At 41.8% G+C, this 16161-nt stretch carries 10 protein-coding genes; all 10 read right to left on the bottom strand.

Going from position 1 to position 16161, the window contains the following annotated elements:
- Nucleotides 1–166 precede the first annotated feature (166 nt).
- The 10 genes from DXB58_RS05410 to DXB58_RS05455 all read right to left on the bottom strand — a co-directional run bounded on the left by DXB58_RS05410 (nt 167) and on the right by DXB58_RS05455 (nt 16161).
- On the bottom strand, nt 167–4192 hold the full coding sequence (locus DXB58_RS05410; RefSeq protein WP_122136151.1) for a hybrid sensor histidine kinase/response regulator transcription factor: 4026 nt from the start codon (nt 4190–4192) through the stop codon (nt 167–169).
- A gap of 110 nt (nt 4193–4302) precedes the next feature.
- Entirely contained in the window at nt 4303–5202 is a 900-nt protein-coding gene (locus DXB58_RS05415; RefSeq protein ID WP_004304986.1) for an AraC family transcriptional regulator, read from the bottom strand.
- Between the two features lie 144 nt (nt 5203–5346).
- Entirely contained in the window at nt 5347–6501 is a 1155-nt protein-coding gene (gene fucO / locus DXB58_RS05420) for a lactaldehyde reductase (protein ID WP_122136152.1), read from the bottom strand.
- An 18-nt stretch (nt 6502–6519) separates the two neighbouring features.
- Nucleotides 6520–7329 (bottom strand): rhamnulose-1-phosphate aldolase, encoded by an 810-nt coding sequence (gene rhaD / locus DXB58_RS05425; protein WP_008997894.1) that lies wholly within the window; start codon nt 7327–7329, stop codon nt 6520–6522.
- Nucleotides 7330–7422: 93 nt separating this feature from the next.
- Nucleotides 7423–8442 carry an L-rhamnose/proton symporter RhaT gene (rhaT, locus tag DXB58_RS05430; RefSeq protein WP_008997895.1) on the bottom strand — a complete coding sequence of 340 codons (1020 nt, stop codon included), beginning with the start codon at nt 8440–8442 and terminating at the stop codon, nt 7423–7425.
- A gap of 3 nt (nt 8443–8445) precedes the next feature.
- Nucleotides 8446–9702 (bottom strand): L-rhamnose isomerase, encoded by a 1257-nt coding sequence (locus tag DXB58_RS05435; RefSeq protein ID WP_004299875.1) that lies wholly within the window; start codon nt 9700–9702, stop codon nt 8446–8448.
- A gap of 46 nt (nt 9703–9748) precedes the next feature.
- A complete protein-coding gene (gene rhaB, locus DXB58_RS05440) occupies nt 9749–11209 on the bottom strand; it encodes a rhamnulokinase (protein ID WP_122136153.1) in 1461 nt (486 codons plus the stop codon).
- A 264-nt stretch (nt 11210–11473) separates the two neighbouring features.
- Nucleotides 11474–12493, bottom strand: coding sequence for a phosphodiester glycosidase family protein (locus DXB58_RS05445; protein ID WP_122136154.1), 1020 nt, complete (start codon nt 12491–12493; stop codon nt 11474–11476).
- 44 nt (nt 12494–12537) lie between these two features.
- On the bottom strand, nt 12538–14391 hold the full coding sequence (locus DXB58_RS05450) for a phosphodiester glycosidase family protein (RefSeq protein WP_233527238.1): 1854 nt from the start codon (nt 14389–14391) through the stop codon (nt 12538–12540).
- Nucleotides 14392–14409: 18 nt separating this feature from the next.
- Nucleotides 14410–16161, bottom strand: coding sequence for a RagB/SusD family nutrient uptake outer membrane protein (locus DXB58_RS05455; RefSeq protein WP_122136156.1), 1752 nt, complete (start codon nt 16159–16161; stop codon nt 14410–14412).

Consider the following 16161-nt stretch of genomic DNA (forward strand, 5'->3'; position numbering starts at 1 on the left):
AATACCCGGTCTGCTAAATAAAAGTGTGTGCGGACACACCCAATTAAAGAAAACTCAAGTACAAGCTGGCATGATCCAACGCCACAAAAGTATCGCATTTGAGCATATTGCACCCTATCGAATTGTTCGTTTTATCTAGTCTAAAAATTCAGATGACTTATTTTAATCACTTTACAGAGGGATCGGAAGGGGCATCATGAGATTTCCTATACTGTGTAGGAGCAATATCAAAAAGTTCTTTAAAGCATTTGTTGAAGTATTGAGGATTTCCAAATCCTAACCGGTAAGCAATATCCGAAATGTTCATCTCCGGAGCATTCAGTAGAAAATATGCTGCTTTTTTCAGACGAAGATTCATGATAAAATTATTTGGCGTACTTCCCGTAATACCTTTTATCTTCTGGAATAAGACGGTACGTCCTACTCCCATCTCCCGTGAGAAAGCATCTACACTGAATTCGGGATTTTCCATATTATCTTCCACCACTTGAGTAGCTTGTTCGATAAACTTCTGGTCGAGTTCATTCGTTGCAATCTTCTCCGCCTTGCTATCCAGTTGATGGGCATATTTATTCTGTAAAAGTCTGCGGGTATTAATCAGATTATTGCATTGCATCACCAACCGTCGCATATTAAATGGCTTCACCACATAAATATCCGCTCCAATTCTCAATCCTTCCAACTCACGTTCGGGAGCACTAAGGGCAGTCAGAAGAACGACAGGTATATGGCAGGTTTCTATATTGTTCTTGATCTTGGCACATAACTCTGTTCCGGGCATTCCGGGCATCATGATATCCGAAATTACCAGATCGGGTTGCATTACCTTTACTTTCTCATACCCTTCCTTGCCATCACTTGCAGTTTCAACCGTATACAACGGAGAGAAGATATCTACAAGGATATTTCTGATTTCTTCATTATCATCGATCACCAGTAATTTACAGTCAGTAGTCCCGCTTTCACTTTGGGCTGACTGCACCTCTTTAACCAGCAGTTCTTTGTCTTCCGAATAATAAATATATTCCTTATCCTGCTCCGGTTCAACCCGGGCGACAGAAGAATCAAAGTGAGCATCCCCTTTTTTCAGAGTGACCTTAAAACAAGAACCTTTTCCCAACTGACTTTCTACTGTTATATCCCCTTGGTGAGCTTTCACAATACCCTGACTCAAAGCCAGCCCGATACCAGTTCCTCCATACTGTCCTATATTCTCAACCTGATAGAACCGCTCGAATATCTTAACATAGTCTTCCTCGGATATTCCCGCACCATTATCGGAAACGGAAAACATACATTCCTCCGTTCCATTAGCTAATTCCATACGGATAGTTCCACCGTCTGAAGTATATTTAAAAGCATTAGACAGCAAGTTATTAACCACCTTCTGTATTTGCATCCGGTCTCCCCACACGAGGCATCGCTCGCAGTCGGCATGCAAAACAAACGAAATATTCCTGTTAGCAGCCAACTCTTTGAACAATACATAATGCTCTTTGAGCAAAGAGTATAAGTCAAATTGAGAAACTTTCAGTTTCAAAAGTCCCTGCTCCTGTTTCCGGAAATCAAGTAACTCCGTAATCAATGATTTCAGGTTACCTGCATTTTTATGTATATTCAGCAGTTTTGAATAAGCATAGGTAGACAATTTGCCGGAATTCAGCAAAAGATCAACCTGCCCCAGGATAAGAGTGATCGGAGTTCTGATTTCATGCGAGATATTCGTGAAGAAACGAAGTTTGGATTGATTCATCTCTTCAATGTATTGCTTCTCGCGAAGTTCAAAATCCAATGAAGTTTTCAGGAACAGACGGATTCTATATTCTCTCACAATGAAGAATAGAATAGTCAGAATCACGCATACATAAATAGTATAGGCCCACCAAGTAGCATAGAAAGGTGGCGTAATCGTTATATCCAGCGATCTGATTACTTCCGGGAAGTTCTTCAGCCTGATCTCAAAGACATAATCACCCGGAGAGATATTTGTATAAGTAATGTCATTTCCCAGACGGTTCTCGCTCCATTCATCATTATACCCCATTAACCGATATTCTACCTCACCACCGCCTATATGCAGAAAATTATCTGTTGAAAAACCGATAGAAAACACATTTTGCAAGTAATTCAATTTGATCCGTCCGGTATAGGCAAAGGATTTATTTAAAATACCGGTTTGATCGCCTGTTGTTATCTCTTTGTTGTTGACATACAAATGAGCCAACTCCAGATCGTATATTTTCGGAGGATAATACAGACTACTTTCACGAATGGTCACCAATCCGGTAGCTCCTCCCATATAAATATCATGGTTGCGGGATACATGCATGGATTTCCGGTTCACAAGAGTCAGCGGAAATCCGGTTTTAGAATTGAAGTTTATCACTTTTCCCTCTTTCTGTTCCAGCATTGACAATCCATGCCCGGTACCAATCAATAAATTCCCGGAAGGGGTTTCCCCCAGTACCCTGATATTTTCTCCCGACAACACACTTTCAGGAGTATGTAAACGAAACAAACGTTCTTTCTTATCCAGCAAGAAAAGTCCGTTGCCATGTGTCCCGACCCAAATATTTCCCTTTCGATCTTCATAGATAACATTGACCAACTCTTTTTGAGATCTGACCCGTTTCTTCAGACTTATCCTATAGGTTTCAAACCGCTTTTCATCAATCACATAGGCTACACAACCATCGTCGGCAGCAAACCATAATCTGTTTTTCGAATCAAGCAACAGGGTGTTATAATTATGTGTAAACAGTTCCTTCTGATGAAACAACACCTCGGATTTCAAGGTCTGTTTATCCAAACTCACAATAGCGGATGTTGTCCCGACATACAATTTACGAGGAGTATCCGCCAAGGCAAACAGGGCTTCTCCTACACTTTCTTCTCCAAGCGGTTCGAGATTATAGATATCATTCCGATAGTTATTAAGATGAAAACAATTCACCTTATTGGTAAAGTCGGCTGCAATCCATAAGCAATTATTAGCCTCATCAAAAACAACATCTTTCAGGTAGTCCGTACTGAAATGATATCCCGTATGCGCATTAAAATGCTTGAACTTTCCCTGTTCCGGTTGATATAAATCTAATCCCCCTCCTTCCGTACAAATCCAGATATTTCCGGCTTTATCTTCTGCCATAGCACCGACCACCGGAAAAGACAATCCGGTGTCCGAAGCATGATAATGCACAAAATGCTGATATTCCGGAGAGAAGAAGTTTACCCCTCCCCAATAAGTCCCCACCCAAACAGTTCCTTGTTTGTCGGTATAAAGAGACGTCACCGAACGATTGGACATAGCACCTACCCGGTTAGGATCAGCCTGATAATGGAATATTTTCCCGGTAGCCACTTCAATCTTACTCAATCCACTTCTGTAGCCTACCCATATATTCCCTTCCAGGTCCTGACATAACGCTCTCGCCATATCGTCCCGAACCGTGTAAACACTCTTATCATTATATTCATAGTGATGTATGATCGTACCTTGAGGTGAAAAACAGAAAACGCCCTGATCCTGCGAACCGATCCAAATATTCTGGTCGTTACTTTTTATCAGTTTCATCACTTTAATTCCGGGCAAGTGAAGTGACATCGATCCGCAAGTATCTACACGCATCACCCCACCCTCTTTCAAAGCAATCCAGAGACTTCCTTCGGAACCTTCCACCATCGTCGGGCCACTATCCGGCAGCTGCAAATCGACATACATCGGTTTCAAGAGGCGGGTATTCTTATCGTATAAGAACAGTTTCCCTCCTTCTGCAATCCACACTCCCGTCTTTCCTTTGGCAAGAGTGGAGGGAGAAGTCACCGGAAGAATATAATATTTTTCTGTTTCAAGGTCGAACTGGAAAAGTCCGGTAGAGGCCAACAGGAAAAGACTTCCCTGACCGTCTTCCACCATTTGAGTCACATATAAATTACCATAACTGATAGAGTCGTTATGAAAGTGGTTGAAGACTTTGATGTGATTGCCATCGAAACAATTCAGCCCGTCCAGAGTGGCAATCCATATACGCGACTTCTCATCCTGGCAAATATCGCTCACCGTTATTTGCGACAATCCATCTTCCACACCCAATGTTCTGAACTTGTATTCCTGTGACCGGAGTGGAAATACAAATCCAAAAAGAGATAGCAGAATAAAAAAATGGATCTTAGATAGTCTTTGTTCGCGCATATCAAGAAGGATGATTTATAGCACACATTAATCTCACCACAAAAGTAACAGTTTTTATGATATTCCCAAAATCAGAGCAAAATAACTGATAGATATAGACACCCCCCTATTTATTCTTCTCGTCCGAACGAACGATATTCCAACGGGGTAAGCCCTGTACGCTTCTTGAAAAAAGAGAAAAAATATTCGGTAGACTGGAAACCCAGAAAAAAAGAAATCTCTTTCACGGATTGAGAAGTTCCTACTAACATCTGTTTGGCTTTACGGAGTTTCAATTCCTGGAAATATTTGGCGGGGGCATAACCTGTATACTCCTTGAAAACACGTCGAAACCATGAATAACTGATGTTAAGCCGCATTGCCAACTCTTCCGGATCTACATTACCGGAAACATTTTCATTCATGATGATTTTCGCCTGTTCTATCTTCTGATCCACATCACTCATCTCGAAAACTTTATTCTTGGAGACGGAAAGAATCATACCTATCATGTGGAGCACAATCCCGGAAAGATATTGTTGCGCGGAAATTTTATCCGCTTCAGCCACAGCAAGAGCACGGGAGAACAAGGAAACCAACTCTTCATTAATGCCAATTTCCAATATTTGCTGCTCCTGCGACAAAAAAGCATCATTAACGATGGCATCTATCATTGGCCCCTCAAAGCCGATATAATACTCCGTCCAACCAGTCTGCCGTAACGGGCGGTAAGTATGCCATTGCCCGGGAAACAAGACCATCAGCCGGCCTTTACAAACCTGCTTTTCAGAAGTGGAATCGGATGAAAACAAACCACGCCCTTTGGTGATATAAACCAACTGATATTCGCGAAGCACCCTTCCTTTTTCCGCATTAAAAAAGTAGCCGGAAGGATGCTCTTTCAATGGATAAGGTGAATCTGGAGGGATAGACTGATAGCCGACGGTATTTACCCACAGCCCGAATTTACGGTCCATGTCATTTACAATCAGATATTTAAACTCCAATCCTAAACTATTATCCTCGATCATATCAGTGTGTTTTCATGCAATTGAGTTGGACAAAAATAGGAATTATTTTCAGAAAACACACGCAAGGGTATAAAAAAACATCCGGAGCGTACTTTCAAGTATCTCCGGATGTTGATATAAAAACAAACTTTACTATGACGAGATTTAGAATGCTTTATGATACAAGGCTTCAATATCCGCTACCGAAGTAGGACGAGGATTACCACCTGTACAAACATCATTGAAAGCAGCTACAGCCAATGCAGGAATGTCTTCTTCCTTCACATTGATTTCATGCAATTTCTGTGGGATATTAATACTGATAGAAAGTGCTTTCACAGCTTCAATAGCAGCTTTAACGCCCTCTGCTTCACTCATTCCGGTAGTGTCCACTCCCATTGCTTTCGCAATATGGATATATTTCGGAGCTGCCGGAGATTCAGCATTATACTCCATCACATACGGCAACAGCAAAGCATTGGCTACTCCATGAGGAGTATCATAGAACGCACCCAACGGATGAGCCATCGAGTGAACGATTCCCAAACCGACATTCGAGAATCCCATACCGGCAATATATTGTGCCTGCGACATTGCTTCGCGGGCTGCCACATCTTTACCATTGTCTACGGCTGCTTTCAGATTTTGTGCAATCATCTCAATAGCCTTCAATTCGAACATATCGCTCATTACCCAAGCACCCGGAGTAATATAACTTTCGATGGCATGTGTCAAAGCATCCATACCGGTAGCGGCAGTCAGCCCCTTCGGCATCGAATACATCAGTTCAGGGTCTACGATAGCCACGGCAGGGATGTCGTTCGGGTCTACGCAAACCATCTTCTTACGGGCATCTTCATCAATAATCACATAATTGATAGTTACCTCGGCAGCCGTTCCGGCAGTAGTAGGCAGTGCAAAGGTAGGTACAGCCTTGTGTTTGGTATCAGCTACACCCTCCAGAGACTTCACATCCGCAAAATCCGGGTTATTCACAACAATACCGATTCCTTTGGCAGTATCGATAGAAGAGCCACCACCCAAAGCTACGATAAAATCAGCTCCGGAAGCTTTGTAAGCAGCCACACCGTTTTGCACATTTGCAATTGTTGGATTGGCTTTTACATCGCTATAAAGTTCGTAAGGTATCTGGTTGTCATCAAATACTTTAATGATTTCGGCAGCTACTCCAAACTTAATCAAGTCTTTATCCGTTACAAAAAAGGCTTTCTTAAAGCCACGTCTGGCTGCTTCCACAGCAATCACACTCCGGCATCCGGCACCGAAGTAAGAAGTTTCATTTAAAATAATGCGATTCATGATTGTGCTATTTGTTTTTTATTTAGGCAGATTGAAAGCAACTGTCATTTCTTTCATCTGTTCCTGACTCATACCATCCGGCTCGAAGCCCATATTTTTCGCTGCGATATAGATGAGAGCCGATTTATTAAGTACATCGATCTGGTCGAACGCCTGCATCGCATCGCAATCTACTGCAAATACACCATGTTTCTCCCACATCACAACATCGTAATCCTGCAATTCCTTGATGGTAGCTTCCGCCAGTTCTACAGAACTAGGCAATTTATAAGGAATAATCCCCAAACCACGCGGGCAGAATGCCTTTGTTTCGGGAATCATACTCCATAATAGATTAGTAGCCACATCTTTTTCCAGGAACTTCGGGCAATGCGTCATGGCAATCAGTTCAATCGGATGTGTATGTACAGATGCTTTATAAGGAGAGTTTTTACTCAACAGGTCATTATGCACGCTCAAGTGAGAAGGTAATTCCGATGTCGGAGCCACAGCCTCGTCCGCAATAATTACGTAGCTGGCACAGTCGTCCAGAATACGGATCACCGAGCCATTCTCCATTGGCCAACGAGCCAAATCGCGCATGCGCTTATTAGTTCCCTTGCAGTAGAAATAGCATCCTTTCAGATAAGGAAGAGTCACACCGATAGGTTTAACTTCACTGATCGGTTTCATCTGACGGATTTCATCGTCTACAAACTCTGTGATATTAACAGTGATATTACCACCGTTACGTTCAGCCCATCCTTTCTGCCACAAGTACCCGGCAACTTCTGCTACCTTATTTACTTCTTTGGCAAGTCCCGGACGATTCTCTAAGATTGATTTCATTCTATATATAATTTTAATTAGGCATGGATTACACTGATTTCGTCGCAAGTTATAAAAAAACTGCGTAATCCATATAATCCATACCTAAATTTTTTAAAACAAATTTGGGAACACTAATGAGAAGATAAGTACGATCAGACCAGCTATCAGCACAGTTATGGTCTTGTTTGACACGCCTTTCCATTCTTTCAGAATAATTCCCCAAACATTACTAAATGTGACATTCAATGCCATCAAAATACACCAGGAGAAAGCCAACAATACCGGACTCTCCGTAAGGAAACTCTTACCCATTTCCAGTCCAAAGAACTGCATATACCATAGTACACCAGCCAACGCACAGAAAACCAAATTATTGCCCCATACTTTTCCTTTAGCATAGTCACCCATCGATTTATTAGCCACATTCTGTTGCAGGCAGTAAACTGCATTTGTCAGGAATCCGCCAAAGGTAACCAGGAAGATCACCGGAAGACCGGCGTAAAGCCCTTCCACTCCACCGGCTAAAGCTGCTTCCTTGATAGGTGTTCCCGCATCCAGTCCCAAAGCAAAACAAGCACTCATGACACCGGCAAGAAGTGCAACCAGCAAACCTTTTGTTAATGCGAAATCTTTTACGGCAGCACGCTTTTCTTCTTCACTCATGTTTTGTGCACGCAAGCTACCGGCATACCCGATAACGGCAATACCCGCCAATGTGATGCAAACACCCAACAAAAGAATCAACCCGTTGCCTTCAAACAAGTTTGTGCCTGCAAAAAGAGCCGGAAGAAGAGTTCCGAAACCGGCACAAGTACCCAATGAGATACTCTGTCCCAGCGCAACCCCCAGATAACGCATGGAAAGTCCGAAAGTCAAACCGCCTACTCCCCACAGGATACCATAAAAGATGCTCATTCCAGCACCTCCCGCTCCCCACAAGTCGAACAAACTACTTTCCTGGGGTACCCCCAGTAGTGAACCCAGGAACGGGAACACTAACCAGGCAAATACACCTTGTATTAACCAGAAGCTTTCCCAGCTCCATTCCTTTACCTTTTTAATAGGCACATAAGAACTGGACTGGCAAAAGCTACCGATGGCTATAATCAATAAGCCGATTAAAATATCCATAACTTATCGTTTAGAAGTTACTTCGGCTTCGTACTTTTCGATTTCTGCGATGAAATCTTCACCTACAGGAACATTATTCTTCAAACAGAACATATCCCAAACTGCATTCCAAGGCAGCGCTTTTTCTTCTTCGAGCAGAGCCAGACGCTGGAATCCCTGTCCGTTTGCTTCGTATTCACGCAACTTCGCAATCGGTTCGAGCAAAGCACGAGTCATACATTTCTGTGCTGCACGGCTACCAATCACATAAGCGCCAATACGGTTGATAGATGCGTCGAAATAGTCAAGACCATAATGTACACGGTCCAAAGCACCGCAACGAACGATTTCGCTGAACAGTTCCATAGTCGGGTCATCCATGATAGTTACGTGGTCTGAATCCCAACGAACCGGACGGCTTACGTGCAACATCAATTCAGGAACATAAAGCAACAATGAAGATACTTTATCAGCTACACTTTCTGTCGGGTGGAAGTGACCGGTATCCAACGTAATCATCTTATTGCGAGAAGCACCGTAACCGATATAGAAGTCGTTAGAACCTACCGTGTAGCTTTCCAGACCAATACCGAACACCTTAGATTCGATACAATCCTTCATATTCTTATATTCGGTAGCAAAAATCTGATCCAAAGAATCTTTCAACAACGCACGATATTTCATACGGTTTACAGTGATATCCTTGCTTCCGTCATGCACCCAAAGGTTCATGATACATGGATCACCCTGTGCCTTACCCATTTCTTCTGCAACTGCACGACAACGTTTGGTATGTTCAATCCAGAACTGACGAATACCTTCATCAGGATTAGAAAGTGACAAATCGCCTGATTTCGGATGAGAGAAAGAAGTAGAGTTGAAGTCAAGTTTCATGTTATGTTCTTTACCCCATTCTATCCAACTCTTGAAATGTTCCGGCTCTACCTGGTCACGGTCTACCACCTTACCTTGGAAATCTCCATAGATTTCATGCAAGTTCAAACGATGAGTACCCGGGATATAGGAAGCAGCTTTCAAGATGTCAGCACGCAGTTCATCAATGTTACGAGCTTTGCCCGGATAATTACCGGTTGCCTGGATACCTCCGGTCAATGAACCGGCCTGTACTTCAAATCCTGCAACGTCATCAGCCTGCCAGCAGTGAAGTGACAGATGAAAATCCTGCATAGTTTTCAATACTTTTTCGGTGTCTACACCTACTGCTGCATAACGTTCCACAGCAATTTCATACGCTTTCTGAATCAGTTCTTCTTTTTTCATGATATTCTATTAGTTTTAAAAATGATTATTCTGTCGATCGTTCTATTTATTTCCGAACGCAATTTTTAAAATGGATATAAGCCGCATCCCAAGCTTCCGTGTCTTGCGGTTGATAAGTCTTCAACGGGATAGAACGGTTAATTAACTGGCGCATACCGGCAACATCCGTTGCTTCGCCTGCCGCCATGGCCTGAATCATCACATTACCGATGGCTGTTGCTTCAGATGGACCGGCTACCACAGGAATTCCTATCGCATTGGCAGTAAACTGGTTCAGCAAATCATTCCGACTACCTCCGCCAATCACATGCAATGTATCAATCGGACGGGGAGAAAGTGAACGCAAATTCTCCAACACCTGGCGATAACGCAAAGCCAAACTTTCAAAGATGCAACGCACTACTTGTCCACGTTTCTCGGGAACCGACTGTCCAGTAGCCCGGCAATATTCTGTAATAGCTTTTTCCATGTCCGCAGGATTCGCGAAACAGTCATCATCCGGATTAATCAGACTACGGAACGGTTCACAAGCATCCGCCTCACTGATTAATTCAGGATAACTTGTATCTCCCCAATTCAGACGGCAACGTTCCAGCAACCACATTCCACAGATATTCTTCAATAGACGGATAGTTCCTTCCACACCACCTTCATTGGTAAAGTTCAACGCTTCCGTTTCGGCATTAATCACCGGAGCATCCGTTTCAACTCCCATCAGCGACCAGGTTCCGCTACTCAAATAAGCAAAATTGCGATCCAATGCCGGAACGGCAGCAACAGCAGAACCGGTATCATGGCCGGCTACCGCAATCACAGGAATCGCACCCAGTCCGGTTATCTTTTGCACTTCTTCCGTCAATACTCCCACCTTTTCACCCGGGAATACAAAACGGCCGAAATTCTTCTCGTCCAATCCTACCGCTTTCAGCAACTCCGGCTCCAAACGTCGTGTCTGTGCATTCACCAGCTGGGCTGTCGAAGCAATCGTATATTCCGTCACCATCTCTCCGGTAAGCATATAACTCAACGCATCCGGCATAAACAGAATTTTATCTGCCGCCTCCAACGCGCTGTCGTGATTGCGACGTAAAGTATCTAATTGGAAAAGTGAATTAAAATTCATAATCTGAATACCCGTTTTGCCATAGACTTCACTACGCGAAATACGGGAAAAAAAAGCCTCCGGTGCTCCTACTGTATGCGGGTCACGATATGCATAAGGCTGGCGAAGCAGGTTACCGTCTTTTCCGACACACACAAAATCCACTCCCCAGGTATCGATACCGATAGAAGCAATGGATTCGCCACGATGAGCAACCAACTTCAATCCGTCAATAATATGACGATATAATGCATAAATATCCCAATAGAAATGTCCACCTACTTCAATCAGGTGGTTAGGAAAACGATTAATCTCTTCCAGATTCAATCCGCCTTCAATGAAAGTTCCTAAGATTGTACGGCCGCTCGTTGCGCCCAGGTCGACTGCAAAAAAGTTTTGTTTCATGGTATTCTGTCTATATATTTAAGGTATCCATTTACCTACATGGCAAAGATAGGCGATTCCCTCCTCCTTTTCCTTATGTATTTTGATTGAAAGGGTATACATTTTGACACAAAAGACACAATACAATTGCAAATATAAACAGATTCACATTTTCCCTACACCTCTGTATAGGTACTAGTAAACGGTATAAAGCCATCTTTGCTAAATGGATTTATACCGTTTACAATATATAAAATACCTATTTTATGATGAAATGATTAAGGTCTACTTTCTTTTTACTATAATATGAGTTGTTACACGACGTTGTCCATAGTGGTTAAAGACTCCATTATCAGTAGGATAATTGACAACATCTGTTTTTGCCGCTCCTTTCCCCTTCACATACATAGTAGTAGATCCACCACCATCCATATTAAGTGCATATTGAGGACTGAAATGCTTTTTGAGGAATAAGGTTACTTCTTTTGCGCTCATACCTTCCGCCTTACCAGCCCAGCGCCCATCAATAGTGACTAACAACAAATCTTTATCCTCTGTCACAGCAACCACCGTACGAGGATGACGTACTCCTTGATGTCTGCGATAATCTTCATAGTCAAAAGACTCCAATTGTTCCATAGTATAATTACCAACAAAAGTTTCACCTAGCGGATTGTAATCGTCAATCAGTGTGGGGGCACTAGCTAACAAAAACTTTGCAGAATGTTGTTTATATGTATCAATTGCAGCCTTTCCATTTCTGCCGCCATATATAATTCCAACATCAGATTTTCCATCCGAATAAAGCGCACCATCATGTTTCCAGTATCGTAGATGTCCCTCCGGTAGTGTCACTTCAGAGATATTAGTTCCATTGATACGAATATAAATAGCTTCCTGTTCATACCCACCATTAATACCACCAATAGCCCCACGTACCTGTGCTGTAGTTGAAAGAGAATCTCCATTATTATATGTAAATTCAACTTTGTACTTATTGGAAAGTAAATCAATTTCCAGCACATTTACAATCTGTTGAGCCTTACTCACATCGTCATACCGTTCATAGTTATAATAAATAAAACCATCATCGATAGAATCAATTTTCCATTCACTTTGGACATTCTTCTGTAGAGTCGGGACTTTTACAACGGAAGGGTTGTCCGGTTCGTCCGGTTCATTTGGTGTTACCGGCTCTGTAACATCCGGTGTTTTGGGGTCATCATTGCCCCCATCACTTCCACAAGCGACAACTAGACAGAAAAATACGGATAAAAAAGCAATTGTTAACTTCGTAAGCTTCATAATATAATTTTTTAAATAAACATATAGATTCCCTATTCGTATCATTACTTATCATTAAAAGATTTCAATAGTGGAGTTACGCCTGAAAGATCCCATATATCTGTAGACCAACCTATTTTCGATGCAGCATCTACACTATTTTCCGTAGTAATACCATGGCAAATTGCAGTTTTATTGTTGCCCCAATCGTAAGTTCCGGCAGTATTAGCATCAGCCCCCGTCATACCTTTGTTGGGTCCCCATGCGATAATCATATCTTTTTTCGCATAACAATCCGTAGCCTTCGTATAGGTATTTGACTGCCATCCAATAACACGTCCTGATACAGGTTCACCATCAATCTGTTCATTCCAAGCGATACAACCTTTTATTGTAGGATTATTGCCATTAAGTCCTCCGGCAATACCACCTGCATTTCCTGTACTATAAAGAGTTCCTGTCGCAAAACAGTTTTCAACAACTACAGCATTCCTTGGTTCAGCAACAATACCACCGGCACGAGAAGACCCGATTACTTTTACATCTGCATAACAATTCCGTACAGTACCTTTAGCAAAAATGCCACCAATACCACCCACTTGCTGTATGCCACTTACAGTACCAGACACATATACATTTTCAATCAAACACTCCAAAGAATTTGTTCCCAAATAACCGGCAACAATACCCGTACAAGAAGAACCATATCCAATAACTTCCGCATTTTCAAAGCGCACATTACGACATGAGCCATTCATTACCCCAAAGAAACTGGCGTACCGAGAACTGATCTCACAATGTAAATTTCTAATCGTATGTCCCTTACCATCAAAATGAATCTTTATATCAAAACGGTCAACAGGCTCACCCGTATTCAGTGGTTTCCAGTCAATGCCAGTCATATCAACATCATTCGTCATTTCGAAATAATAAGTTTTATCAAGTTCTACAACAGACATCATGTTCCTCATATGATTCCTATTACTAATCAAATAAGGATCATCAACCGTTCCATCACCACCGTCAAATAAAGAAGAAGCTGCAACATAGATCACAGTAGACACTGTACCTTCGCCTTCATGATCATACTGTCCATTTCCAATCGGATGATTCACTACGCCTTTACCTGATGTCCATAGCGTGGAAGAATTTCCGTCAGCCAAACAAACCGCATTCTTCATTCCCAATGTTTTGGCAATAAAAGCGGCCTCCTCAAGTGTTGCACCATCAGCATTTCCCGTTATAGCACCATCAATAGTAAGCATCATCATTTTTCCCTGAGCAGTTATCCCAATCACAGACCGAGCCATACGTTGTGTATAAACAGCATCTTGAGGAAACGAACACGTTTTCCCTTCGATAAGTAACATTGGCCCTGATGCTAAAGCTGATTCATATTCATCTTCCACATCCGTATAATCAGAAAACGTACAAGACTTCACATCTACAGAACCTTCCGCATCAATGGCAATCACTCCGTTCACTTTACTGGCAGATTCGATCGTAGACGTAACCTTCACCACCTTATCCACCATAGTAAATGTAGACGGATTTTCGGAAATAGAATAACTGCCATTGATAGCAAACAATGCTTTTTTATCTTTAGCAATCGTACTAGTCTTGGCAGGAGTATCACATACTGCAACTCTGGTAGAAAACATAGTCGTCGGATATACCACATAAGAAACGCTTTGGGCAGTCCCCCACATGCTCGCTTGTGCCGTACAAACAGTTGCCCCGTTGCCTAAATCCGTTTTTTCCCAAGATGCTCTCATAAGAGCCAATGAATCCACATCCCATTTAATTTCTTGGTTGAAATCTTTTTTCAACATTTCGCTATAATCTGAATTATCTCCAGAATCACTACAACTATAGACTAACGCCAACAGAAAAGACATATATAAATATTTCATTTTCATTATTTTCTCCATTTAAAATTAAAAAATAAGTCCATCATTCCAACCCGGGTTCTGCGTTAATGCCCCATTGGTTAAAACACGATCCTTTGTTGGTATCGGGTACAAGTAATCCTTGTCCTCGTTCCATACTCTTTTGATACCTTGATGAATAATCAAATTACCACTTGCCTCATGATCCAAGCTAAGTTCACCACCTATCTCAAACTGATCTGCACAAGAAGAGTTTCCTTTATCAGTACTCAAATACAGATAAACATCATTCGTTCCATCACCGTCCAAATCATATTCACCCGGACCGGGGAAATAAATACCAAGAAATGGTTTTTCGAATATTTTACCTTCCTTCCAACGCATGATATCATAGTATCTAAAGCCTTCCATTACCAATTCTATAGTACGTTCACGCCTAATTTCAAGGATAATCCCCTGGTTATCGTCACTTTCTACGTGCGGATACCACTCCTTCAAATAGGGGTCAGGATTAGCATTTGCTGTTGCCATCAATAAATTCGGCATATTTACACGAGCCCTTAGCTTATTAATTGTTTTATTCAAATCATCCTGAGTCAATGTCCCCAATTCTGCTTTTGCTTCCGCACAATTCAAATAAACTTCAGCTGTACGAAACAATGGCAAATCAGATTCAGAAGACATATCATATTTAACTCCACAATCGTACTTCTTCAAATGATACCCTAATTTTGCCAACTTAAAGCTTGGCAGATATTTTTTTCCGTCATCACGTACATATCCTGCTGCACGAATCGTTTGTGTTAGACGTGGATCACGGTTTTTCATTTCTTCCGCAAACCCAATAGTCTCATAGTTACTCTTATCTGTAAAACGGGAACCATCTTTCATCAAATAAGAATTAACAAAACGCTTTGTCACACCTGAATTTGCCTCACCAGGAGAATTGCAAAATGCCTGTACAATATTAGTCAGTCCCAAAGCTGCATTGTAATCCTTCGCAAGGATTATTTCCGTGGGTTCAGCATTCAAAGAGCCAAATAAATTGAAATAAGGGGTAGAACCTGCCGTATAAACTGTATAGCCACTCTCATTGATAAAGATATCCGATGCGGATGCACATTCACGAAGATACTTTTCCCAATCATTCAAACCATGATATTTCCGAAATGTGCCTTCAAACAAACAAATTCTGGATTTTAAAGCCAAAGCAGTCCAACGAGTCACCCGGTATACATCTTTTTGCATTCTCAAATTATCAATCGCGAAATTAATGTCCTCCAACACTTTCTCCATTACAAACTCACGAGAATCTCTAGGTTTACTCAAAGCTTCCGTATCAGCACTTCCAATCACATAATCATACCATGGTACATCTCCAAAACGCCTCACCTTTACAAAATAAAAATAAGCCCTAAAAAAACGTGCCAAACCTTCATAATGATTCCGTACTTCCTCATTCTGGCAACGATAAATGTTCTCCAGGCAGAAATTAATATCACGAAGGGCTCCCCAACCCCAACCATCGAAATTAGAATCAGTTTCAGGTATAGTGCGTTGCCCGCTAATCGCTTTTTCCAAGATAGGCTGAATAATTACATCACCGTAATCTTTAAACACTCCTGTACCCGAAATACAAGCGACATAGAAATTGTTTGAATACAATTCTAACTCGTTTTCTGTTGTAAAGAATGTTTCCGGCGTAATTTTATCTTCCGGAAATTTATCCAAAATACTTTCACAAGAAATCATTGCCATCAGAGGCAAGAGCATCCATATTTTATATTTTATACCATTCAT

Origin of the sequence: Bacteroides sp. OM05-10AA (assembly GCF_003439055.1) — a bacterium.
Lineage (GTDB): Bacteria > Bacteroidota > Bacteroidia > Bacteroidales > Bacteroidaceae > Bacteroides > Bacteroides intestinigallinarum.

Bases quoted from the DNA above. Each gene is read 5' to 3' on its own strand.
- rhaB (WP_122136153.1), bottom strand. From the start codon at position 11,209: ATGAAACAAAACTTTTTTGCAGTCGACCTGGGCGCAACGAGCGGCCGT.
- fucO (WP_122136152.1), bottom strand. From the start codon at position 6,501: ATGAATCGCATTATTTTAAATGAAACTTCTTACTTCGGTGCCGGATGC.
- DXB58_RS05450 (WP_233527238.1), bottom strand. From the start codon at position 14,391: ATGAAAATGAAATATTTATATATGTCTTTTCTGTTGGCGTTAGTCTAT.
- DXB58_RS05415 (WP_004304986.1), bottom strand. From the start codon at position 5,202: ATGATCGAGGATAATAGTTTAGGATTGGAGTTTAAATATCTGATTGTA.
- rhaT (WP_008997895.1), bottom strand. From the start codon at position 8,442: ATGGATATTTTAATCGGCTTATTGATTATAGCCATCGGTAGCTTTTGC.
- DXB58_RS05445 (WP_122136154.1), bottom strand. From the start codon at position 12,493: ATGAAGCTTACGAAGTTAACAATTGCTTTTTTATCCGTATTTTTCTGT.
- DXB58_RS05435 (WP_004299875.1), bottom strand. From the start codon at position 9,702: ATGAAAAAAGAAGAACTGATTCAGAAAGCGTATGAAATTGCTGTGGAA.
- DXB58_RS05410 (WP_122136151.1), bottom strand. From the start codon at position 4,192: ATGCGCGAACAAAGACTATCTAAGATCCATTTTTTTATTCTGCTATCT.
- DXB58_RS05455 (WP_122136156.1), bottom strand. From the start codon at position 16,161: ATGAATGGTATAAAATATAAAATATGGATGCTCTTGCCTCTGATGGCA.
- rhaD (WP_008997894.1), bottom strand. From the start codon at position 7,329: ATGAAATCAATCTTAGAGAATCGTCCGGGACTTGCCAAAGAAGTAAAT.